Below are 22,134 nucleotides of genomic sequence, written 5' to 3'. Positions count from 1 at the left end.
GCCCCCCCCCGCGCGGCCGGCGGCCCCCCGCACCCCCCGCGACACCCCCCCCCACGCCCGGGGGGCGGGCCGCCCCCCCCCCCCCCCCCCCCCCCACCCCGGCGCCTCACTCGGTCGGCGGCTCGTCCTGCCCCGACTCCTCGGCCGCGTCGGCCTCCTCCTTGGTCTTGTGCACCGCGCCGTCGGCGTGCTCCGGCGGGCCGTAGACCGTGTAGAGGACCAGCGGGTTGGGCCCGGTGTTGACGAAGTTGTGCTTCGTGCCGGCCGGGACCACCACCAGGTCACCCTGCGCGACCTTCTTCTTGCTGCCCGAGATCCGCGCCTCGCCGGTGCCGCTGACGAAGGTGAGGATCTGGTCGATGTCCTCGTGCACCTCCTCGCCGATCTCGCCGCCCGGCGGGATGGTCATGATGACCAGCTGGGTGTTCTTGCCGGTCCACAGGACCCGGCGGAAGTCGGCGTACTTCTCGGCCTCGGTCGCGATCTCGTAGTGGATGACGGACGCCATTCGAGGGCGCTCCTCTCGTCGGCGGACAGGGGGCAGCTGCGCCCGGGGTGCGACCCCGGCGGCTGCGCTGCTCCTGCCCGCCGACGTGCGCGGCTACTCCTCGGTCGGCGAGGAGTCGATCACGCTCACCCGGCCAGGACGAACCCCTCGTAGTCGTTGGCGGCCACCTCGTCGCACCGCTGCCGGTAGGGCCCGACGCCGCCGATGTAGGGCATGAACACCCGCGGCTTGCCCTCGACGTTCGAGCCCATGTACCAGGAGTTGGCGGTCGGGAAGAGGGTGGCGTTGCCGACCTCCTCGTTGTGGTCGACCCAGGCCTGCTCGGCCTCGGGAGTGGGCTCGATCGTCCGCAGGCCGTGGTCGCGCACATGCCGGATGGCGTCGGAGACCCACTCCACGTGCTGCTCGATCGAGACCATCATGTTCGACAGCACCGAGGGGCTCTGCGGCCCGGTGATGACGAACGCGTTGGGGAAGCCGGCCATCGCGATCCCCAGGTAGGTGCGCGGCCCGGCCGACCAGTGGTCGGTGAGCCGCTGCCCGCCGCGGCCGCGGATGTCCATCGCGGTCAGCGCGCCGGTCTGGGCGTCGAACCCGGTGGCCAGCACCAGGGCGTCGAACGCGAACTCCTCGTCCGTGGTGCGCACGCCGGCCGGGGTGATCTCCATCAGCGGGGTCTTGCGCAGGTCGACGAGGTGGACGTTCTCGCGGTTGTAGGTCTCGTAGTAGTCGGTGTGCACGCAGATTCGCTTGGTGCCGATCGGGTAGTCCTTGGGGCACAGCGTCTCGGCGACCTCGGGGTCGTGGACGATCTCCCGGATCCGCTCGCGGACGAACTCGGCCGCGGTGTCGTTGGCCTCCTGGCTGACCAGCATGTCGGTGTAGGCGGCCATCAGGTCGACCAGCGTGTTGTCCCGGTCGTGCCAGGCCTTCTCGTACCGGCGCCGGCGGCTCTCGGCGTCGTCCTCGAGCGCGGCCTTCTCGGCCGGTGGGTGCGGGATGCCGAGCATCGAGGTCCGCGCGTCCTGGCGGAACTCCGGGTAGTGCGCCTTCATCTGCTCCTGGTAGCCCGGCGGGAAGGCGTGGTTGTGCGCGGGGACGGCGAAGTTCGGCGTCCGCTGGAAGACGGTCAGGTCGGCGGCCTGCCGGGCGATCAGCGGGATGCTCTGGATCGCCGAGGAGCCCGTGCCGATGACCCCGACCCGCTGCCCGGTGAAGTCGACCCCCTCCCGCGGCCACCGGGCGGTGTGGAACCAGGGCCCGCGGAAGGTCTCCAGTCCGGGGATCTCCGGCTTCTTGTAGATGGACAGGCAGCCCGAGGCGTGCACGACGAACTGCGCCGAGAGCACGTCCCCGCGGTCGGTCCGGACGATCCAGCGCTCGGCGTCGTCGTCCCAGACGGTGGACTCCACGCGGGTCTCGAAGCGGATGTCGCGGCGCAGGTCGTAGCGGTCGGCGACGTGGTTGGCGTAGCGGAGGATCTCCGGCTGGGTCGGGTACTTCTCCGTCCACTGCCACTCCTGCTCCAGCTGCGCGTCGAAGGAGTAGGAGTACTCCATGCTCCGGACGTCGCAGCGCGCCCCGGGGTAGCGGTTCCAGTGCCAGGTGCCACCGACCCCGTCGGCCATCTCGATGACCTGGACCGAACAGCCCAGCTGCCGCAGCCGGTGGAGCATGTACATGCCGGAGAACCCGGCACCGATCACCACCACGTCGACCTGACCGGTTCCAGAGGTCTCCTGCTGGGCAGGCGCGGACTGGGTCATGGACGGGTCCTCCTCGTCGAGGCCGGGGACAGCCCGCGACCCGGCTGCCCGGTGTCGCGGGAGCGGGGGAGGGGCGATCGCGGCACCGCCCCTGTGTCCTGGGTCACACAAGCTAGGAGCGGGGCTCTGACGTGGTCAAGGCCGCCCGGAGGGGGTGCGACGTGCCCGCGGCGGCCCGGCGGACCCCGGCGGTGAGGGATCTCACGGCCGGAGCCGGAAGCTCTCGAGGGACGACGGCGTCGTCCCTGGGGTGACGACGCCGACCGCCGCCCGACCGACGGCCCGTGCCTACACCGTGTGGCTGGTGGCGCTCGCCGCGTACGCGGTGGCCGTCTTCCACCGCGCCTCCCTGGGCGTCGCCGGGGTGGAGGCGCAGGAGCGGTTCTCGGCGGGGGCCTCGGCGATCTCGCTGTTCCTCGTCCTCCAACTCGTCGTCTACGCCGGCATGCAGGTGCCGGTCGGCGTGGCCCTGGACCGGTTCGGCTCCCGCCGCCTGGTCCTGGCCGGGGCGCTCACCATGGCCGCCGGACAGGCGCTGCTCGCCGTGGCCGGGGATGTCCCCACCGCCGTCGCCGCGCGGGTCCTCGTCGGCGCCGGCGACGCGATGACCTTCGTCAGCGTGCTGCGGGTGATCCACTTCTGGTTCCCCGGCCGGACGGTGCCGCTGATTACCCAGCTCACCGGCATGCTCGGCCAGTTCGGGCAGATCGTCGCCGCCTACCCGCTGGTCGCGCTGCTGCACTCGACGTCGTGGCAGTCGACGTTCCTGGGCGCCGCCGCCGTCGGCGTCCTGGTCGCCGCCCTCGTCGTCGTCGCGCTGCGTGACGCGCCGCCCGGCACGGTGCTCAACCCCCCGGCCGGGCTGGCGGAGGTCCGCCGCAGCCTGGCGCTCACCTGGCGGGAGCCGGGCACCCGCATCGGCTTGTACACCCACCTGGTCACCCAGTTCTCCGGCACCGTCTTCGCCCTGCTGTGGGGGTACCCGTTCCTCGTCGTCGGGGAGGGCCGCAGCCCCGAGACGGCGGCGGGACTGCTGACCCTGCTGGTGGTCGTCGGCATCCTGGTCGGCCCCCTGCTCGGCCGGCTGTGCGGTCGTTGGCCGCTGCGCCGCTCCACGCTGGTCTTCGGGATCCTCGTGCTCACCGCCGCCACCTGGACCGTCGTCCTGCTGTGGCCGGGCCGGGCGCCGCTGCCCCTGCTGGTGCTGCTGGTCGTCGTGCTCGGCACCAACGGTCCCGGCTCGATGATCGGGTTCGACTTCGCGCGCACCTGGAACCCCGCCGAGCGGCAGGGCAGCGCCAGCGGCGTGGTCAACGTCGGCGGGTTCCTGGCGTCCCTGCTGACCATCCTGGCCGTCGGCGCGGTGCTCGACCTGCTCACGCCGGGCGCCTCCACCGACTACTCCCTCGACGCGTTCCGGGCGGCCTTCTCCGTCCAGTACGTGTTCTGGGCGATCGGCTTCGTCGGGGTGCTGCGGCACCGACGGCAGCTCCGGCAGCGGCTGGCGGGCGACGGCGTGGTCCTGGCGCCGCTGCACGTCGCCGTCGGGGCGCGGCTGCGCGGGAGCTCGGCCTACCGCTGACCCCGGCTCACCACCCGTAGCCGACCCGGCACGGGTGGTGGGACTACGCCGATGTCATCCCGACCCGCGTGTCGCGACGCGGGTGTCGTCCTGGCGAACCGCGCGGTTCTGGCACTGTGCGCAGCACCGAGCAGTCGTCGAGCTGTCCCGATGCCGGGCCGGACGAGACGGGGGCACGGGTCGTGGGTCGGGGGAGAGGGAGGCCCGGATGTTCCAACACGGTGAGGCCGGCGTCGCCGACGGCAGCGGACAGCCGGAACCCCCGCCGTCCGACGGGACGTCCCGTCGGCCCAACCTCGCCGGGGACCTCGAGGCCCTGTTCGGGCCGCGTCCCCTCTTCCGGACGGCGCTGCGCGGGTACGACCGGTTGCAGGTGGACAACTACGTCGCCTGGGCCGAGTCCGAGCTGGGGACCACCCGCCGGGAGAACGAGGACCTGCTCGCCCGCTACGGCGCCTGCTCGGCGGAGCTGGAGCTCTCCCAGCGCCTGCTCGCCTGCTCGCCCGAGGGCCGGGAGATGGTGCGCACCTCCGAGCGCGTCGGCGAGATCCTCCGCCTGGCCGCCGACGAGGCAGCCCAGCTGACCGAGGCCGGGCAGGTCGAGGCCGACCGGATCCGCGGGCAGGCGCGCAGCGAGGCCGACCTCCTCCTGCGGCGTGCGCGCGAGGTCAAGGACGCGGCGGTGGCCGAGGCCGACCGGATCCAGGAGGAGGCCCAGCGGGTTCGTGAGGACGCCGCCTCCGAGTGGGAACTCGCGGGGGCCGAGGCGGTCCGGATGCGGGAGGAGGCGGCGGCCGCGGCGGCCGAGGAGCGGCGGCGGGCCGCGGAGGAGGCGGCGGCGACCAAGCAGGCCGCCGGCGAGCAGGCGGCGGAGGAGCTGCGCCGGGCCAGGGCGACCGCCGCCCGCGTGCGGGCCGAGGCCGAGGCCGAGGCACGGCGGCTCACGGAACAGGCCGCGGCCGAGCGGGCCCGGGAGGCCGCCGAGGCCGCGGCCCGGATCTCCGCACAGGTGGAGCAGACCCTGGCCGAGCTGGCCGAGACCTGCACGTCCCGCGTCGAGGCGGCCCAGGCGCGGTTCGACGACCTCGTGCGGCGGCGCACCGAGGCGCGGGCCGCGCTGCGCCGGCTCACCGGCCAGATCGGCGACGCTCTCGGCACGCTCTCCGGCGTGCTGGCCGCGGAGGACGAGGCCGAGCGGGCGGAGCAGGGCACGCAGGGGGAGTCCGCGCAGGACGAGTCCGCGCAGGAGGAGCAGCTCGCCTCCTGAGCCCCCGGTGGCGGCTCGCCGCCGACCCGAGCACGATCCCCCCAGGGAGCTGGGCCACTCGAGAGGGGTGTCGTGGACGTCGTCGTCGGGCTCGACTCCGGGACGACGGCGACGAAGGCGGTGACCGCCGGGACCGACGGCCGGGTGCGTGACCTCGCCAGCGTCGGCTATCCGCTGCTGGTGCCCGCCCCCGGCCGGGCCGAGCTCGACGCCGCCCGGCTGCAGGCCGCCGCCGTGGAGGCGCTCGCCGCGGTGGCCGCCCGCGCGCGGGACCGCGGCGACCGCGTCGTCGGCATCAGCCTGAGCGCCGCCATGCACGGCCTGGTCCCCATGGACGACGACGGCCGGCCGCGGGGGCCGGTGGTCACCTGGGCCGACGGCCGCGCGGCCGAGTGGGCCTCGGCGCTGGTCGCCGACGGGCGGGCCGCCGACCTGCACGCCCGCACCGGCACCCCGGTGCACGCGATGTCCCCGCTGGTGAAGCTGTCGTGGGAGCGGGCGCAGGACCCGCACCTGGTCAGCGGGACGCCGCGGTGGGGCGGGGTCAAGGAGCTCGTCGTGGCCGCGCTCGTCGGCGGACGGCAGGTGCTCGACCGGTCGTGCGCGTCGGCGACCGGGCTCTACGACATCCACGGCAGCCGCTGGGACGACGAGGCGCTGGCGATCGCCGGGGTGCGGCCCGACCAGCTCGGCGAGGTCCTCCCCACGACGGAGGTGCTGACCGGCCTGCGCGCCGACGTGGCCACGGCGACCGGGCTGCCCGAGGGGCTGCCGGTGGTGATCGGCGCCGCCGACGGCGTCCTGGCCAACCTCGGCATCGGCGCGGTCCGGCCGGAGATCGCCGCGGTCTCCCTCGGCACCAGCGGCGCGATGCGGGTCGTCGTCCCGGCGCCCACCGTGGACGCCGGCCGGCGGCTGTTCTGCTACGCGCTCACCGACGACCAGTGGGTGGTCGGCGGAGCGGTGAACAACGGCGGCTCGGTGGTCCGGTGGGCGGCCTCCGCGCTGGCCGCCGGCCCGCCCACCTCGCCGCCCGGTCCGGGTCCCGAGCCGCACGGGGAGGACGCCGACGACCTCGACGCGCGGCTGCTCGACGAGGCCGAGCAGGTGTCGCCGGGCAGCTCCGGCCTGCTGTGCCTGCCCTACCTGCTCGGCGAGCGGGCCCCCTGGTGGCGCTCGGGGCTGCGCGGTGCGTACATCGGGCTGCGCCGGGAGCACCGCCGTCCGCACCTGGTGCGGGCCGCGGTCGAGGGCGTCTGCCAGCAACTGGCGCTGGTCCGCGACGCGTTCGCCGCCACCGGCCTGCCGGTGTGCGAGGTGCGGGCCACCGGCGGCGCGGTCGCCTCCTCGCTGTGGGTCCGCACGCTGGCCGCCGCCCTGGACCTGCCGGTGCGGGTCGCCGACTCACCCGAGGGCACCGGGCTGGGCGCCTGCCTGCTCGGTCTGCACGCCCTCGGTGCGCTGCCCGACCTCGACGCGGCCACCGCACTGGTCGCCGTGAACGACCCGGTGGAGCCCGACCCCGAGGAGGTCGCCGTCTACCGCCGGCTGCGACCGCTCGTCGACCGCTCCACCCAGGCGCTCACCGACGTCCTCACCACGCTCGACGCGTTGGACGACGGCCCCGACTGACACTGGAGGAACCGTGCCCGAGGTCGAACCGGCGCTGGGCGCCGGCCCGCTGCTCGCGATCGCCGCGGCCGCGGTCGCCGTCCTGCTGTTCCTGATCATGAAGCTCAAGCTGCACGCCTTCCTCGCGCTGGTGCTCGTCAGCCTGCTCACCGCGCTGGCCACCCGGATCCCGCTCGAGGACGTCGTCACGACGCTGACCGCGGGCTTCGGGACGACGCTGGCCAGCGTGGCGCTGCTGGTCGGCCTCGGCGCGATGCTCGGCCGGCTGCTGGAGCACAGTGGCGGGGCGCAGGTGCTCGCCGACAGCCTCATCGGCCGGTTCGGCGAGCAGCGGGCGCCGTTCGCTCTGGGCATCGCCGCACTGCTGTTCGGCTTCCCGATCTTCTTCGACGCCGGCCTGGTGGTGTTCCTGCCGATCGTCTTCACCGTGGCCCGGCGCCTGGGTGGCTCGCTGCTCACCTACGGTCTGCCGGTCGCAGGCGCGTTCGCCGTCATGCACGCCTTCGTGCCCCCGCACCCCGGGCCGGTGGCGGCGGCCGAGCTGATCGGCGCCGACATCGGCCTGGTGCTCGTGTTCGGCCTGCTCGTCGGGCTGCCCACGTGGTACCTCGGCGGGTACCTGTTCGGGCTGTGGGCCGGCCGCCGGTACGACGTCGCGGTGCCGCACCTCCTCGAGGACGAGAAGCCGCTGGACGACGAGCCCGACCCGTCGGTCGAGGGCACCTCCCCGGCCGTCGCCGATCCGGTCGGTGGACGGCGCACCGAGACCGCGACCCGTCCCGCGCCGCCCCGCTTCGGCACGGTGGTCGGCATCCTGCTGCTGCCGCTCGTGCTGATCTTCCTGAACACCGGACTGACCACGCTGGCCACCGCGGGCGCGCTGGACGAGGGGTCGTTCGTCGTCCGGGCCGGTCAGCTGCTCGGGGCCACGCCGGTGGCACTGCTCATCACGGTGCTCGTCGCGATCGTCGTGCTCGGCGTGCGGCGCGGGGAGAGCGGCGCGCAGGTGGAGTCGATCGTCAACAGCGCCCTCGGTCCCGTCTGCGCGATCATCCTCATCACCGGCGCGGGCGGCATGTTCGGTGGCGTGCTGCGGGCCAGCGGCATCGGCGAGGCGCTGGCCGACGTCCTCGCGGACATCGGGCTGCCGGTCATCGTGGCGGCGTTCGTCATCTCCGTGCTGCTGCGCGTGGCCCAGGGCTCGGCGACCGTCGCGCTCACCACGGCGGCCGGGCTGTTGGCGCCGGTCGTGGAGGCGACTCCCGGGCTGTCCTCCGTCGACCTCGCGCTCATCGTCATCGCCATCGCCGGGGGCGCGACCGTGCTCTCGCACGTCAACGACTCCGGCTTCTGGCTGGTCAGCCGCTTCTTCCAGATGGACGAGAAGACGACGCTGAAGACCTGGACGGTGATGGAGACGCTGCTGGGCACGATCGGGTTCGTCTTCGCGCTGGTGCTCAGCCTCTTCCTCTGACATCGCGGGTCCGGCGGCCGTCCACCCGGCGTGAGCAGCCCACCCGTGCCAGGGTGAGCGCATGAAGCGCGCGTCGCGTGCCGCCGTCACCGGTCTCTCCGCGCTGGCCGCGGTCGCCGCCCGCGACCTGCTCCAGCGGGAGCACACCCTGCTGCGCAACTTCCCCGTGATCGGGCACGCCCGGTACCTGCTGGAGTCGATCGGCCCCGAGCTGCGGCAGTACCTCGTCGCCGGCAACAACGAGGAGCGGCCGTTCACCCGCGACCAGCGGCGGTGGGTCTACGCCTCGGCGAAGAAGGCGAACAACTACTTCGGGTTCGGCACCGACAACGACCTCGAGTACACCGCGGGCTACCCGGTCATCAACCACCGGACGTTCGGCCGCGCGGTCCCGCCGTCGCACCCCGCCTCGGCGCACGACGTGCAGCTCCCGGCGGCGAAGGTGCTCGGCGGCCCGCGCGGCCGCGCGGCGGCGTTCCGGCCGGCGTCGGTCGTCAACATCTCGGCGATGAGCTTCGGCTCGCTCTCGGGTGCGGCCGTCGAGGCGCTCAACCGCGGCGCGGCGCTGGCCGGGTGCCTGCAGAACACCGGCGAGGGCGGGCTGTCATCGCACCACCGGCACGGCGGTGAGCTGGTCTTCCAGATCGGCACCGCCTACTTCGGCTGCCGCGACGAGCAGGGCCGCTTCGACCTGCAGCGGCTCAAGGACCTCGTCGCCGGCGCTCCGGTCCGGGCGCTGGAGATCAAGCTCAGCCAGGGCGCGAAGCCGGGCCTGGGCGGGGTGCTGCCCGCCGCGAAGGTGTCGCCGGAGATCGCCGAGACGCGGGGCGTGCCGGTCGGCGTGGACTGCGTGAGCCCGTCCCGGCACGCGGAGTTCTCCGACACCGACAGCCTGCTCGACTGGGTGGAGCTGCTGGCCGCCGAGACCGGCCTGCCGGTGGGCATCAAGTCCGCGGTCGGCGACATGACCTTCTGGGACGAGCTCACCGACCTCATGGACCGCACCGGCCGCGGGGTCGACTTCGTCACCGTGGACGGCGGCGAGGGCGGCACCGGGGCGGCGCCGCTGATCTTCACCGACTCGGTCTCACTGCCCTTCCAGCTCGGCTTCGCCCGGGTGTACTCGACCTTCGCCCGCCGAGGGCTGCAGGAGCAGGTCACCTTCGTCGGCGCCGGCAAGCTCGGCCTGCCCGACAACGCGATCGTGGCGTTCGCCCTGGGCTGCGACATGGTGAACGTGGGTCGCGAGGCGATGCTGGCGATCGGCTGCATCCAGGCCCAGAAGTGCCACACCGACACCTGCCCGACGGGGGTCGCGACGCAGAACCCCTGGCTGGCCCACGGCCTGGACCCGACGGTGAAGTCGGTGCGCGCGGCCAGCTACGTCGAGACGCTGCGGCGGGACCTGTTCAAGGTGGCCGAGGCCTGCGGCGTCGAGCACCCAGGGCTGATCCCGGTCGACGCGGTGGAGATCCTCGACGGGCGGACCAGCTCGACGCCGTTGGGCGAGGTCTACGGTTACCGGCCCGGCTGGGGCCTGCCCTCACCGGCCGACCAGGCGGAGATCGTGCGGTTGATGACCGGCAGCGCGCCGCAGGGCGACTCCGCGCCGCAGTCCGCGGACGCCGTCGGCTGACAGCGACGGGAGCAGCGCAGCGAGGAACGAGCGAGGAGCGGACCGGCGCGCGGAGCCGACCGGGGGCACCGCCGGCTGACCCGGGGTCACCTGCGCTCGGCCGGCTGTAGCGACGCGCGAGGGGGACCGATCCGTCCGCGTGCAGGGGTCAGGAGCTTCTCCGTCCGGAGGTCGGCGCCACTAGCTTCGCCCGAACCCGAGCGGTCTCGACGTCCGGAGGCCTAGATGGCGGCCTACCTCTACCGGTGCACGGCGTGCGGTCCCTGGGAGGTCCGACGTCCCATCGGCACGGCGGAGAGCACCAGCCTCTGTCCCGCCTGCGGGGCAGCCGGCCGGCGGGTCTACACCGCGCCCCTGCTGGCCCGCACCCCCGCCCCCGTGGCCGCCGCGCGGCTGCGTGAGGAGACCAGCCGCGACGAGCCCGCCGTGACGACGGCGGTGCCGCCCGCCGCGCGCCGTCCTGCACCGCGGGATCCCCGGTGGAGCGCACTGCCCCGTCCCTGACCAGCCTGCGCGGCGACCCCGCGGGCCGGGGTCGCCGTCCTTCCCCGCCGGCTCTCGAGCCGCCACGAACGGCCCGCACCCCGCGGGCCTGCTCCTCCCGTCAACGCAGATCGGAGAGTGGGGGACATGCCAGACGTCGTCTTCACCGTCGACCAGGCCAAGTCCATGCGGGACCAGGCCGTGCCGGGTCACAACCGCTGGCACCCGGACGTCCCCGTCGCCACGATGGTGCGACCCGGGCAGAGCATCCGGGTCGAGTGCCGGGAGTGGACCGACGGCCAGATCGGCAACAACGACTCCGCCAACGACGTCCGCGACGTCGACCTCAACCGGGCGCACATGCTCAGCGGCCCGATCGGCGTCGAGGGAGCCGAGCCCGGCGACCTGCTCGTCGTCGACATCCTCGACCTCGGCCCGGTGCAGGCGCCGCAGGAGTTCGGGGACGCCCCCGGTCAGGGCTGGGGCTACACCGGCATCTTCGCCAAGGTCAACGGCGGCGGCTTCCTGACCGACTACTTCCCCGACGCCTACAAGGCGATCTGGGACTTCCAGGGCCAGGTCGCGACCTCCCGGCACATACCGGGGGTGCGCTACACCGGCCTGACCCACCCCGGGCTGTTCGGCACCGCACCGTCGGCCGAGCTGCTGGCCCGGTGGAACGAGCGGGAGAAGGCGCTGGCCGACACCGACCCCGACCGGGTGCCCGCCCTGGCTCTGCTCCCGCTGGAGGACCAGACCCTCGGTGGGACGGCCGCGGGAGACGAGCTCGGCCGCATCGCCCGCGAGGGCGCGCGCACCGTGCCGGCCCGTGAGAACGGCGGCAACCACGACATCAAGAACTTCTCCCGCGGCTCACGGGTCTTCTACCCGGTGCACGTCAAGGACGCGAAGCTCTCCGGCGGCGACCTGCACTTCAGCCAGGGCGACGGCGAGATCACGTTCTGTGGCGCCATCGAGATGGGCGGCTTCATCGACTTCCACATCGACCTGATCAAGGGCGGCATGGAGACCTACGGCGTGACCACCAACCCGGTGTTCATGCCGGGCAACGTCGAGCCCCGCTACTCGGAGTTCCTGACGTTCATCGGGGTCTCGGTCGACCACGAGAACAACACGAACAAGTACCTGGACGCCACGCTGGCCTACAAGCGGGCGTGCCTGAACGCGGTCCGGTACCTGGAGAAGTTCGGGTACTCGGGGGAGCAGGCGTACCTGCTGCTCGGCTCGGCGCCGATCGAGGGCCGGGTCAGCGGCATCGTCGACATCCCGAACGCCTGCTGCTCGCTGTACCTGCCGACGGCGATCTTCGACTTCGACATCAAGCCGTCGGCGTCCGGGCCGGTGCGCGCCGACCGCGGGCAGTGCGCCGTGACCTCGTGAGCGGTCGCGGGGGTCCGGTGGCCACCGGCTGACCCCGCCCCGAGCGGGACACCGCCCCTCAGGCGGCGTCCCGCTCGGGGAGCCGCCGGACGGTGGGCCGGGCGGTCACGACGACCGGTCCACCGCAGTTCCAGCAGGTCGGGTCGGCATCGCCGCCCTCCTGCACGTCCTGGCCGCCCACCTCGCACGGTGGGCACGTCCAGACGACCTCGACCCGGTGCTCCACGGACACTCCCTCACGTGTTCCTCTGTGGCCGCCGGTGTTCGAGGCCGGCGAAGGCGGTACCCCAGCGCGCCGTCTCCCAACCGGGAGCGGACGGCACCGACCGTGACGAGGAGGGACCGTGACCGACGCGCCGCCGCCGCACGAGCGGCACGAGGCCACCGACCGCTTCGGCAAGGCGGCGCTGCGGGCGGCTCACCGGCTCACCGAGGCGCTGGACGACGACGAGGACGGTGTGCCCGGGCCGGTCGTCGTCCGCCGCAACGGCCCGCACCGCTCCCTCGACGGGCTCGCCGCGCTCCTCGACGAGGCCCTGCAGGACGACGAGGACGGGACCGGTCCCGACGACGCGGCGGGGGATCGCCCGGCCCGTTGACGCGGCAGGGGACCAGCGCCATCGTTGTCCGGCGATCGGCCGGAAGAAGCGCCGAGGCCGGCTTCGGCGGCCCGATCGGCAGGAGGTCGAGATGACTCCGGACCTGCACCCGACGACGCGGGGCGCCCTGGCCCCGGTCGCCGTCCCGGGGCGCGCCGGCGCCCCCCGCCCGCGCGCCACGCTCTCCTGACCGCTGCGTGGAGCGGCCGTTGCGCCGCCCGCGGCCGGCGCCTCGCGCCGCCGCCATCCGTCACGGGGACATCCGCACCCTTGCGGGACCGAGGAGATGAGTGCACATGGGAGCTGTCGGACTGCTGTACGTCGGAGCCGTCCTGGTCGTCAACGGCCTGATGCTGCTGGGGAAGGTGGATGCGCGGTCGGCGGCGCCGCTCAACCTGTTCGTGGGCGCGCTGCAGGTGTTCACGCCCACGTGGCTGATCGTCAGCTCCGGCGGGGACCCGGCGGTGATCCTGGGCGCCTCGGGGATCTACCTGTTCGGGTTCACCTACCTCTACGTGGGGATCAACCTGCTGGGCAACCTCGACGGCACCGGGCTGGGCTGGTTCTCGGCGTTCGTGGCCGTGTGCGCGGTGGTCTACTCCGGCCTGAACTTCTTCTACGCCGTGCCGCGCGACCCCGGGTTCGGCGTCATCTGGCTCTACTGGGCCGCGCTGTGGTTCCTGTTCTTCCTCGTCCTCGGGCTCAAGCGGGAGGAGCTCACCCGCTACACCGGCGCGATCGCGGTCGTCGCCGGCACGGTGACCACGGCCCTGCCGGCGTTCCTGCTGCTCACCGGCTCCTGGGCGCAGTACAGCGGCACGTGGGCGGTCATCCTGGCGATCGTGTTGATCCTCAGCCTGGTCGTGTCCTACCCGCCGCTGCGGGCCCGCCCCGAGCCGGCCGTGCCGCCGTCGGCACCGGTCCCGCAGGGCGCCTCCGAGGCGCCGGAGGGCGTGCCGGTGGCCCGTCACTCCACCGAGCGCGGCGGGGCCGGCACCACGACGCCGGGTCCGTCCGGACGGACGGGCGGTCCGACCGCCTGACCGGGGAACCCGTCGGGCCCCCTCCGCTGCTGCGGAGGGGGCCCGACGCGCGACGGGTCAGTTGCCGCGGAGCAGCTCCTCGAAGGACGGCACGTCCTCGAACGGGTCGGCCGGACGGCGGGCCGCGGTCGGCCGGCCGGCGACCAGGTCGGCGAGCTCACCGGCAGCGCGGTCGATCCGCGCGGCCAGCGCCTGGTCGACGCCGCCGGCGCCGGCCCAGTCCTCGGAGGCGGCGAACACCCCGGTGGGGACGGCGATCGCCCGCAGGTACGCGAACAGCGGGCGCATGGCGTGCTCGATCACCAGCGAGTGCCGCGCGGTGCCCGCGGTGGCGCCGAGCAGCACCGGCGTCCCGGTGAGCGAGTCCTTGTCCAGCACGTCGAAGAACGTCTTGAACAGGCCGCTGTAGGAGGCGGAGAACACGGGGGTCACCGCGATCACCCCGTCCGCGCCGGTCACGGTCTCGATCGACGCGCGCAGCGCGCCGTTCGGGAAGCCGGTGACCAGGTGGTCAGCCAGGTCGCGGGCGTGCTCCCGCAGCTCGACGACCTCCACGGTCGCCTCGTCGCCCCGCTCGCGCAGGGCGGCGACGGTGGCCGCGGTGAGCCGGTCGGCGAGCAGCCGGGTGGACGACGGCGTCGACAGCCCCGCGCTGACGACGGCCAGGGTGCGGGTGGTCATCGGACGGTCACCTCGGCGGAGACCTCCTCGGCGGTGCGGCCGGTGACGTCGTCACCGGCGACGTGCACGGTGCTGTCCACCGCACCGCCCCGGGCGGCGACGAGGGAGGCATGGGTGGGGGCGTCGGGCACGTGCGCCGGCTTGAGTGCGGCGAACTCGCGGCGGAGCACCGGCACGACCTCCTCGCCGAGGATGTCCAGCTGCTCGAGCACGGTCTTCAGCGGCAGGCCGGCGTGGTCGACGAGGAACAGCTGCCGCTGGTAGTCGCCGACGTAGTCGCGGAAGCCGAGGGTGCGCTCGATGACCTGCTGCGGGCTGCCGACGGTCAACGGCGTCTCGCGGGAGAAGTCCTCCAGCGACGGGCCGTGGCCGTAGACCGGCGCGTTGTCGAAGTAGGGCCGGAACTCGTTCACGGCGTCCTGGCTGTTCTCGCGCATGAAGACCTGGCCGCCGAGGCCGACGATCGCCTGGTCGGCCGCGCCGTGGCCGTGGTGCTCGAAGCGGCGGCGGTAGAACTCGACCATCCGCTGGGTGTGCTCCTTGGGCCAGAAGATGTGGTTGGAGAAGAAGCCGTCGCCGTAGTAGGCGGCCTGCTCGGCGATCTGCGGGGAGCGGATCGAGCCGTGCCAGACGAACGGCGGGACGCCGTCCAGCGGCCGCGGGGTGGAGGTGAAGCCCTGCAGCGGGGTGCGGAACTGGCCGGACCAGTTGACGACGTCCTCGTCCCAGAGGCGGCGCAGCAGCGCGTAGTTCTCGACCGCCAGCGGGATGCCGTTGCGGATGTCCTGGCCGAACCACGGGTAGACCGGGCCGGTGTTGCCGCGGCCCAGCATCAGGTCGACCCTGCCGTCGGCCAGGTGCTGCAGCATCGCGTAGTCCTCGGCGATCTTCACCGGGTCGTTGGTGGTGATCAGCGTGGTCGCCGTCGACAGCTGCAGCGTGCTCGTCCGCGCCGCGATGGCGGCCAGCGTGGTGGTGGGGGAGGACGAGAAGAACGGCGGGTTGTGGTGCTCGCCGAGCGCGAAGACGTCGAGCCCGACCTCCTCGGCCTTCTGCGCGATGGCGAGGACCGCCTTGATCCGCTCTCCCTCGGTGGGCGTGCGCCCGGTCGTGGGGTCGGTCGTGATGTCGCTGACCGTGAAGATCCCGAACTGCATCTCGTGCTCCAGGTGGTTGAGAGCGCAACTACTGCTGCGTGCAACGGTCTCACAGCCTGGGTATTCCGCCGACGCCCGCACCAGTGCGCGAGGTAACTCACGTGGCGGATGTGACTCGCGGGATTGTCACGGGACGGTAACGGCCCATACGGTGGCTGTCGTCCGGTCGGTGGAGCGCCCCATCCGGGGAGCCTGGCCGGACGCCGCCGAGTCGTGCCCGCACAGCCGCGGGCGCGAGCCGGGGACCCACCGCAGTACTGGGGTGAGTCCTGTCCGCCGAGCCTCGCTCGGAGGACAGGTAGGGCACCTTCCCGCCCGAACCCGTCAGCTAACTCGGTAGGCGGCCACGGAAGGAACGGAGAGCACCCGCTTGCCTCACCCACGGGCCCTCGCGGCCCGCAGGGTCACCCGGCCACGCGCGCCCCGCGCCTCCTCCCTGGCCCGCTGACCCCGCCAGCCCGCGACCGCCGGCGTCCGCGCGTCCCTCGCTGACCGCGCCCGGTACCCATCCGCACACCGACCACAGCACCGGGCTGTCCTCGCCCCGCCGAGGACTGCCCGCGCGCGCCCCCACGCCCTGGAGCACCACACCCCGATGACCTCCCGCACGCCGCACACCCCGCGCCCGGCCGACGCCGCCCACACCGAGCCCGCCACCCTCGAGCTCACCGCCGCCGAGCCGGCCACCGCCGAGCTCTCGACCACCGAGCTCGCCGCCGCCGACGCCCCCGCCGCCGACGCCCCCGCCCGCCGCCGCCTGCGGCTGCCGGCCAAGGGGCGCCGTCCGGCCTTCCTGCTGGCGACCGCCGCCGCCGGCGCCATCGTGGTCAACGTGCTGACCACCGGTCAGCCGGCCGCCGAGGCCGACACCGCGACGGTGGGCGCGCCCACCAGCGTCGCCGAGCAGCTGGGCCTCGCCGGCTCGTCGGCCGCCCCGGCGTCCCCCGACCTCGCGGCGCTCGAGGGCCTCACCGCCTCGCGCAGTGAGCGCGAGGCCGCGCAGGCCAGCGCCGCCCAGGCCCAGGCCGCGGCCGATCAGGCCGAGCTCGACCGCCAGGCCGCCGAGCGTGCCGCGGCCGAGCAGGCCGCCCGCGAGGCCGCCGAGCGCGCCGCCGCCGAGCAGGCCGCCCGCGAGGCCGCCGAGCGCGCCGCCGCCGAGCAGCAGGCCGCGGCTGCCGCGCCCGCCGCGGCCGCCGCGCCGGCGCGGAGCGGGTCGTTCAAGGACTACGCGATGAGCAAGGTCGGCAGCGCCGAGCAGTTCTCCTGCCTGGAGAAGCTGTGGGGCAAGGAGAGCGGCTGGAACCCCGACGCGCAGAACCCCTCCAGCACCGCCTACGGCATCCCGCAGTTCCTCGACTCGACCTGGGCCGGCACGGGCATCGCCAAGACCTCGGACGGCTACCGCCAGATCGACGCCGGCCTGATCTACATCGAGAAGCGCTACGGCACGCCGTGCGGCGCGTGGTCGCACTCCCAGTCGACCGGCTGGTACTGAGCCGACACCTCGCGCGCGCAGAACGTGCGACGCGCGCCGAGAGCCGCACGCCTCCCGAGAGGAGGGGTGCGGCTCTCGGCGTTGGTGGACACTGATGGGGTCTGTCCCGTCGGCGACGGGACGGTGGGAACCGAGACGCAGGTCGGTGGTGATCGCCGACCGTCGACACCAGGGAGATGCAGCGTGGTCCGGCGCGCCGTCCAGCAGGCTCCCGAGTCCGGAGCCGCCACCCGGCTGCCCGAGCGGGCGCCCCGCGACCGGGCTGCCGCCCTCGACCGGCCGATCTCGACCGGCAACCTGCTGGCCGACTGCGAGCGCTGGTGCCGCGACTCCCTGCCCCGCCGGGAGCCGCGCCCGCCGCAGGGAGCGCAGGTGCTGGAGTTCCCGGGGTGAGACTCGTCCCGTCCCGGTTCGTCCGCGCCCACACCCAGGTCCGGCGGCCGTCGTCCGTCCCGGAGGTCCGGCTGCACGTGGCCGACGACGTCGTGGCCCTCTGGGAGGCGATGGAGACCGACGGCGGCGCCGGCGAGACGCCCCCGTTCTGGGCCGCGGCGTGGCCGGGCGGGCAGGCGCTGGCCCGCTTCGTGCTCGACCGGCCCGCGGTGGTCGCCGGCCGCGCGGTGCTCGACCTGGGCTCGGGCAGCGGGCTGGTCGCCATCGCCGCCCGGCTGGCCGGCGCCCGCTCGGTGCTGGCCAGCGACGTCGACCCGTTCAGCCGGACGGCGATCGGCGTCAACGCCGGGCTCAACGGCGTCCCCGGGGTCAGCGTGACCGGCGACGTGCTCGGCCGCGACCTCCCCGGCGTCGACGTGGTCCTCGCCGGGGACGTCTGCTACGACCGGGAGATGACCGAGCGGGTGCTGCCCTTCCTGGACCGCACCCGGGCCCGCGGGGTCGAGGTGTACGTGGGCGACCCGGGCCGGCCCTACCTGCCGCACGACCGGCTGGTCGCCGAGGCGGTGTACGAGATCCCGGAGACCGAGGGTCCCGGCCTGCGCCGGACGACGGTCTGGCGCCTGCCGTGACCCGGCGCCGTCGATAGGGTGCGCCGCGTGGTTGCCGAACTCTCCGCCGCCGAGCACGTCGACGTCCTCATCGTGGGGGCCGGGCTGTCCGGCATCGGCGCCGCGTGCCACTTGCAGCGCGAGTGCCCCGACCGCAGCTACGCCGTCCTGGAGGCGCGGGACGCCATCGGCGGGACGTGGGACCTGTTCCGCTACCCGGGGGTCCGGTCGGACTCGGACATGTTCACCCTCGGCTACTCGTTCCGGCCGTGGACGCAGGCGCGGGCCATCGCCGACGGCGCGTCGATCCGCAGCTACGTGCAGCAGACCGCCCGGGAGCACGGGGTCGACCGGCACATCCGGTTCGGGCACCGGGTCGTCTCCGCCGAGTGGTCGACCGCCGAGGCGCGCTGGACGGTCACCGCCGAGCGCAGCGACACCGGCGAGACGGTGCGGCTGACCTGCGGGTGGTTGTCGGTCTGCTCCGGCTACTACCGCTACGACCGGGGACACCGCCCGCGGTTCCCCGGCGAGGAACGGTTCCGCGGGCCGATCGTCCACCCCCAGCACTGGCCGGAGGACCTGGACTGGGCCGGCGAGCGGGTCGTCGTCATCGGCAGCGGGGCGACCGCGGTCACCCTCGTGCCGAGCCTGGCCGCGACCGCCGCGCACGTGACGATGCTGCAGCGCACCCCCAGTTACGTGCTCTCGCTGCCCGGCCGCGACCCGCTGGCCGACGCGCTGCGCCGCCGGCTGCCGGCGCGCGCGGTCTACCCGGTGGTGCGGTGGAAGAACGTGCTGGTCTCGATGGCGTCCTACCAGTTCAGCCGCCGGCGCCCGGCCGCGATGCGGCGGTTCATCCAGCGGCTGGCCGGCAGGCAGCTGCCGCCCGGGTTCGACGTCGACACGCACTTCGGCCCGCCCTACGACCCCTGGGACCAGCGGCTGTGCCTGGTGCCCGACGGCGACCTGTTCCGCGCCGTCCGCGAGGGCCGGGCGTCGATCGTCACCGACCGGATCGCCACCTTCACCGAGACCGGGATCGCGCTGGAGTCCGGCGAGGAACTGACCGCCGACGTCGTCGTCACGGCGACCGGGCTGGTGCTGCTGCCCATCGGCGGGATGACCCTCACGGTCGACGGCGAGCTGGTCGAGCTGTCCGAGCGCGTCTCCTACAAGGGGATGATGGTCTCCGGCGTCCCCAACTTCTCGATGACCATCGGCTACACCAACGCCTCCTGGACGCTGAAGGCCGACCTCGTCGCCCGCTACGTGTGCCGGCTGCTGCGCCACATGGCCGCCGCCGGGTACGCGACCTGCACGCCGGTGGCCCCGCCCGGCGGAGGCACCGAGCCGTTCATCGGGCTGAGCTCCGGCTACGTGCAGCGCAGCCTCACCGCCCTGCCCAAGCAGGGCTCGCGGGCGCCGTGGCGGCTGTACCAGAACTACGTCCGCGACGTCCTGCTCATGCGGCGCGGACCGCTGGAGGACGAGGGGGTGCGCTTCGCCCCGCGGCAGCCGGCCCGCGACGCCGCGGAGGTCGCCGCGTGAGCCTGGGCCCGTACCGCTTCGCCGGCGGGACGGCGGTCGTCACCGGCGCCGCCGGGGGCATCGGCGCGGCACTGGCCTCCGGGCTGGCCGCGCGCGGCAGCTCGCTGGTCCTGCTGGACCGGGACGCCGACGGGCTCGAGGCGGTCGCGGCGGGGATCCGCGCGGCGCACCCCGTGCTCGCCGTCACCACGTACGTCGCCGACCTCTCCGACGCCGACGACACGCGCCGGGTCGCCGACGCCGTCGCCACCGCGCACCCCGAGGTCACGCTGCTGGTCAACAACGCCGGTGTGGCCCTCGGCGGGCGGTTCGACCAGGTGACGGCCGAGGAGTTCGACTGGGTCCTGGCGGTCAACCTGCGGGCCGTCGTGACGCTGACGTGGGCGCTGCTGCCCACGCTGCAGGCGCACCCCGGGTCCCACCTGGTCAACGTGTCCAGCCTGTTCGGGCTGATGGCGCCGGCCGGCCAGGCGGCGTACGCGACCAGCAAGTTCGCCGTCCGCGGGTTCACCGAGGCGCTGCGCCACGAGCTGGCCGACGACGGGGTCGGCGTCACGTGCGTGCACCCCGGCGGCATCCGCACCCGCATCGCGGAGAACGCCCGCGTCGGTTCCGGCGTCCCGGCCGCGGAGGGGGAGCGGGGGAAGCGCGAGTTCGCCCGGCTGCTGACGATGGACCCGGCGCGGGCCGCGGAGGTGGTCCTGACCGCGGTGGAGCGGCGCCGGCCCCGGCAGCTGGTCGGCTGGAGCGCCGTCGTCCCCGACGTGCTCGTCCGGCTCGCCCCCGGGTCGGCGGGCCGGGTCCTCGCCCGGCTCACCGCCCTGGCAGGACGCGGCCGCTGACCGGGTAGGAGGTGCACGTGGCGGTGCACATCGGGACCTCGGGCTGGAGCTACGACCACTGGGACGGCGTCCTCTACCCGCCGGGCACCCCGCCGCGCGACCGGCTGGCCCACTACGTGCGCCGCTTCGGCACCGTCGAGCTCAACGCCAGCTTCTACCGCTGGCCCCGGACGGCGACCTTCGCGGGCTGGCGGCGGCGGCTCCCCCCGGGCTTCCAGCTGTCGGTGAAGGCGCCGCGCGGGCTGACCCACGCCAAGCGCCTGTACGCGCCGGAGACCTGGATCGACCGGATGACCGCGTGCTGGCACGAGCTCGGCGACAAGCGGGCGGTCCTGCTCGTGCAGCTGGCCCCGACCCAGGAGCGCGACGACTCGCGGCTGGACTTCTTCCTCTCCCTGCTCCCGGAGTGGATGCGCGTCGCCGTGGAGCTCCGCCACCCGAGCTGGCACGACGAGGGCGTGTTCGCGCTGCTGGAGCGGCACGGGGCGGCCTACGTCGTGATGAGCGGCGCCGGCCTGCCGTGCGTGCTGCGGGCGACCGCGCCGTTCGTGTACCTCCGGATGCACGGGCCGGACGCCGACCACCTCTACGCCGGCTCCTATCCCGACGCCGACCTGCGCTGGTGGGCCGACCGGGTGGGGGAGTGGACCGCCTCCGGCCGGGACGTCTACACCTACTTCAACAACGACGGGTACGGCCACGCCGTCCGGAACGCCGAGACGCTGCGCGCCCTGGTCGGTGGTTGACCGGGCGGTTCACCGGTCGTCGGCGACCTCGTTCCACAGGTCGAGGAGCTCGTCGATCCGGGCCCGGCAGCGGTCGATGCGGGCTGCCGACTCGGGGGTGGGAGCCCTCCGCTCCACGGCGCGGGCCTCGGCCAGGTCGACGCAGGCCTGGCGGAGGTCGACGACGACCGCCTCGTGCGGGCTCTCGTTGACCACGACCATGACTGCCTCCTGACGCTGCGGCGGGCTCCCGGGGTCGTCGGGTCCGTACGTCTCCAGGGTGACTCTCCCGCGGCGTGGTTGCCAGTGCCCGGTGCGTGTGGTGACGCTTCCGAGACCGCTCACGAGGGCGAGTGCGTGTGCGGCGCGGACCGGGCGGGACAGGACGCCCCCCGGCCTGCGCCGGACGCCGCGGCGTCTCCCCGAGGGCCGGCATCGAGCCCGGTCCCGTTGCAGCGGCGTCTGCGCGCGCCCTAGCGTCTCCCGCCTCGAGGGCAGGACGACGTGCCTGTCCGCGGACCCCCGTCAGCAGATCGGAGACGCGAGAGCGGGATGCCTCCTCAGCTCTGGGCACTGTCCCTCGATGCGACCGACCCGTCCCGCCTGGTGCACTTCTGGGCCGGCGTCCTGGGCTGGGAGGAGGCCGACGACCCCGACGGCATCGCGATCTCGCCGAGCGACGACACCGGCTTCCGGATCCGGTTCCTCCCCACCCGGGAGCCGAAGGCCGGCCAGAACCGGATGCACCTCGACCTGACCAGCACCTCCCTCGAGGACCAGCAGCAGACGGTGGCGCGGTCGCTCGACCTCGGCGCCCGGCACATCGACGTCGGTCAACGCCCGGAGGAGGGGCACGTGGTCCTCGCCGACCCCGAGGGCAACGAGTTCTGCGTCATCGAACCGGGCAACCGCTTCCTCGCCGACTGCGGGTTCGTCGGAGCGCTCGCGTGCGACGGCTCGCAGGAGGTCGGGTACTTCTGGAGCGAAGCGCTGGGCTGGCCGCTGGTGTGGGACCAGGACCAGGAGACCGCGATCCGCTCGCCGCACGGCGGCCCGAAGATCACGTGGGGCGGTCCGCCCGTCGCGCCGAAGACGGGGAAGAACCGGCTGCACTTCGACCTGACCTCGCCTGCCCACGGCGAGGTGCATGCGGAGGTCGACCGTCTCGTCTCCCTCGGGGCGACCCGGATCCACGTCGGCCAGGACGACTCGGGCCGGGTGGTCATGGCCGACCCCGACGGCAACGAGTTCTGCGTGTTGCCCCCGCAGTGACCCGGCCGGATCCGGG

General features: G+C 74.2%; 22 protein-coding genes and 1 riboswitch. Of the genes, 16 read left to right on the top strand and 6 right to left on the bottom strand.

What is annotated here, in order from left to right:
* Positions 1 to 106: 106 nt before the first annotated feature.
* A complete protein-coding gene (locus ACI782_RS22525; protein ID WP_456912338.1) occupies positions 107 to 508 on the bottom strand; it encodes a cupin domain-containing protein in 402 nt (133 codons plus the stop codon).
* Between the two features lie 125 nt (positions 509 to 633).
* Complete coding sequence (locus tag ACI782_RS22520; protein WP_456912337.1) at positions 634 to 2,274, bottom strand: flavin-containing monooxygenase; 1,641 nt, start codon at positions 2,272 to 2,274, stop codon at positions 634 to 636.
* 250 nt (positions 2,275 to 2,524) lie between these two features.
* On the opposite strand from ACI782_RS22520, the gene ACI782_RS22515 reads away from it, so the two are divergent.
* The 7 genes from ACI782_RS22515 to fmdA all read left to right on the top strand — a co-directional run bounded on the left by ACI782_RS22515 (position 2,525) and on the right by fmdA (position 11,749).
* Complete coding sequence (locus tag ACI782_RS22515) at positions 2,525 to 3,856, top strand: MFS transporter (RefSeq protein ID WP_456912336.1); 1,332 nt, start codon at positions 2,525 to 2,527, stop codon at positions 3,854 to 3,856.
* 208 nt (positions 3,857 to 4,064) lie between these two features.
* Positions 4,065 to 5,123 (top strand): DivIVA domain-containing protein, encoded by a 1,059-nt coding sequence (locus ACI782_RS22510; RefSeq protein ID WP_456912335.1) that lies wholly within the window; start codon positions 4,065 to 4,067, stop codon positions 5,121 to 5,123.
* Between the two features lie 72 nt (positions 5,124 to 5,195).
* Positions 5,196 to 6,755, top strand: coding sequence for a gluconokinase (locus ACI782_RS22505; protein WP_456912334.1), 1,560 nt, complete (start codon positions 5,196 to 5,198; stop codon positions 6,753 to 6,755).
* A 13-nt stretch (positions 6,756 to 6,768) separates the two neighbouring features.
* Positions 6,769 to 8,229 carry a GntP family permease gene (locus ACI782_RS22500; RefSeq protein ID WP_456912333.1) on the top strand — a complete coding sequence of 487 codons (1,461 nt, stop codon included), beginning with the start codon at positions 6,769 to 6,771 and terminating at the stop codon, positions 8,227 to 8,229.
* A 61-nt stretch (positions 8,230 to 8,290) separates the two neighbouring features.
* Positions 8,291 to 9,865 (top strand): FMN-binding glutamate synthase family protein, encoded by a 1,575-nt coding sequence (locus ACI782_RS22495; protein ID WP_456912332.1) that lies wholly within the window; start codon positions 8,291 to 8,293, stop codon positions 9,863 to 9,865.
* Positions 9,866 to 10,090: 225 nt separating this feature from the next.
* On the top strand, positions 10,091 to 10,369 hold the full coding sequence (locus ACI782_RS22490) for an FmdB family zinc ribbon protein (protein WP_456912331.1): 279 nt from the start codon (positions 10,091 to 10,093) through the stop codon (positions 10,367 to 10,369).
* 126 nt (positions 10,370 to 10,495) lie between these two features.
* Positions 10,496 to 11,749: a formamidase gene (gene fmdA, locus ACI782_RS22485; RefSeq protein ID WP_456912330.1), complete on the top strand. Its 1,254-nt coding sequence runs from the start codon at positions 10,496 to 10,498 to the stop codon at positions 11,747 to 11,749.
* A 58-nt stretch (positions 11,750 to 11,807) separates the two neighbouring features.
* On the opposite strand, the gene ACI782_RS22480 is transcribed toward fmdA, so the two are convergent.
* Entirely contained in the window at positions 11,808 to 11,975 is a 168-nt protein-coding gene (locus tag ACI782_RS22480) for a hypothetical protein (protein WP_456912329.1), read from the bottom strand.
* Positions 11,976 to 12,093: 118 nt separating this feature from the next.
* Between ACI782_RS22480 and ACI782_RS22475 the strand changes: the two genes are divergently transcribed.
* The gene (locus ACI782_RS22475) at positions 12,094 to 12,348 is read left to right on the top strand and encodes a hypothetical protein (RefSeq protein WP_456912328.1); all 255 of its coding nucleotides are present in this window, start codon (positions 12,094 to 12,096) and stop codon (positions 12,346 to 12,348) included.
* Between the two features lie 296 nt (positions 12,349 to 12,644).
* Complete coding sequence (locus ACI782_RS22470) at positions 12,645 to 13,391, top strand: AmiS/UreI family transporter (RefSeq protein ID WP_456912327.1); 747 nt, start codon at positions 12,645 to 12,647, stop codon at positions 13,389 to 13,391.
* A 57-nt stretch (positions 13,392 to 13,448) separates the two neighbouring features.
* Here ACI782_RS22470 and ACI782_RS22465 read toward each other — a convergent pair whose 3' ends face one another.
* Positions 13,449 to 14,072, bottom strand: a complete 624-nt coding sequence (locus tag ACI782_RS22465; RefSeq protein WP_456912326.1) for an FMN reductase — start codon at positions 14,070 to 14,072, stop codon at positions 13,449 to 13,451.
* The gene (locus ACI782_RS22460) at positions 14,069 to 15,229 is read right to left on the bottom strand and encodes an LLM class flavin-dependent oxidoreductase (protein ID WP_456912325.1); all 1,161 of its coding nucleotides are present in this window, start codon (positions 15,227 to 15,229) and stop codon (positions 14,069 to 14,071) included. Before ACI782_RS22460 ends, ACI782_RS22465 begins: the two co-directional genes overlap by 4 nt.
* A gap of 208 nt (positions 15,230 to 15,437) precedes the next feature.
* A riboswitch (cyclic di-AMP (ydaO/yuaA leader) is annotated at positions 15,438 to 15,587 on the top strand.
* 237 nt (positions 15,588 to 15,824) lie between these two features.
* On the opposite strand from ACI782_RS22460, the gene ACI782_RS22455 reads away from it, so the two are divergent.
* The 6 genes from ACI782_RS22455 (at position 15,825) to ACI782_RS22430 (ending at position 20,867) form a co-directional block, all read left to right on the top strand.
* Complete coding sequence (locus ACI782_RS22455; protein WP_456912324.1) at positions 15,825 to 16,724, top strand: aggregation-promoting factor C-terminal-like domain-containing protein; 900 nt, start codon at positions 15,825 to 15,827, stop codon at positions 16,722 to 16,724.
* A gap of 183 nt (positions 16,725 to 16,907) precedes the next feature.
* Positions 16,908 to 17,117 carry a hypothetical protein gene (locus ACI782_RS22450; RefSeq protein ID WP_456912323.1) on the top strand — a complete coding sequence of 70 codons (210 nt, stop codon included), beginning with the start codon at positions 16,908 to 16,910 and terminating at the stop codon, positions 17,115 to 17,117.
* Positions 17,114 to 17,749, top strand: coding sequence for a class I SAM-dependent methyltransferase (locus ACI782_RS22445; protein WP_456912322.1), 636 nt, complete (start codon positions 17,114 to 17,116; stop codon positions 17,747 to 17,749). Before ACI782_RS22450 ends, ACI782_RS22445 begins: the two co-directional genes overlap by 4 nt.
* Before the next feature lie 27 nt (positions 17,750 to 17,776).
* On the top strand, positions 17,777 to 19,279 hold the full coding sequence (locus tag ACI782_RS22440; RefSeq protein WP_456912321.1) for a flavin-containing monooxygenase: 1,503 nt from the start codon (positions 17,777 to 17,779) through the stop codon (positions 19,277 to 19,279).
* Positions 19,276 to 20,121 (top strand): SDR family NAD(P)-dependent oxidoreductase, encoded by an 846-nt coding sequence (locus ACI782_RS22435; RefSeq protein ID WP_456912320.1) that lies wholly within the window; start codon positions 19,276 to 19,278, stop codon positions 20,119 to 20,121. Before ACI782_RS22440 ends, ACI782_RS22435 begins: the two co-directional genes overlap by 4 nt.
* A 17-nt stretch (positions 20,122 to 20,138) precedes the next feature.
* The gene (locus tag ACI782_RS22430) at positions 20,139 to 20,867 is read left to right on the top strand and encodes a DUF72 domain-containing protein (RefSeq protein WP_456912319.1); all 729 of its coding nucleotides are present in this window, start codon (positions 20,139 to 20,141) and stop codon (positions 20,865 to 20,867) included.
* 9 nt (positions 20,868 to 20,876) lie between these two features.
* Here the strand turns inward: ACI782_RS22430 and ACI782_RS22425 are convergent, their stop codons facing one another.
* Positions 20,877 to 21,068, bottom strand: coding sequence for a hypothetical protein (locus ACI782_RS22425; RefSeq protein ID WP_456912318.1), 192 nt, complete (start codon positions 21,066 to 21,068; stop codon positions 20,877 to 20,879).
* 330 nt (positions 21,069 to 21,398) lie between these two features.
* Here ACI782_RS22425 and ACI782_RS22420 point away from each other — a divergent pair, with 330 nt between their 5' ends.
* Positions 21,399 to 22,118 carry a VOC family protein gene (locus tag ACI782_RS22420; RefSeq protein WP_456912317.1) on the top strand — a complete coding sequence of 240 codons (720 nt, stop codon included), beginning with the start codon at positions 21,399 to 21,401 and terminating at the stop codon, positions 22,116 to 22,118.
* Positions 22,119 to 22,134 lie beyond the last annotated feature (16 nt).

It is taken from the genome of Geodermatophilus sp. SYSU D00703 (assembly GCF_054050155.1).
This window is presented reverse-complemented; position numbering and strand designations above follow the sequence as displayed.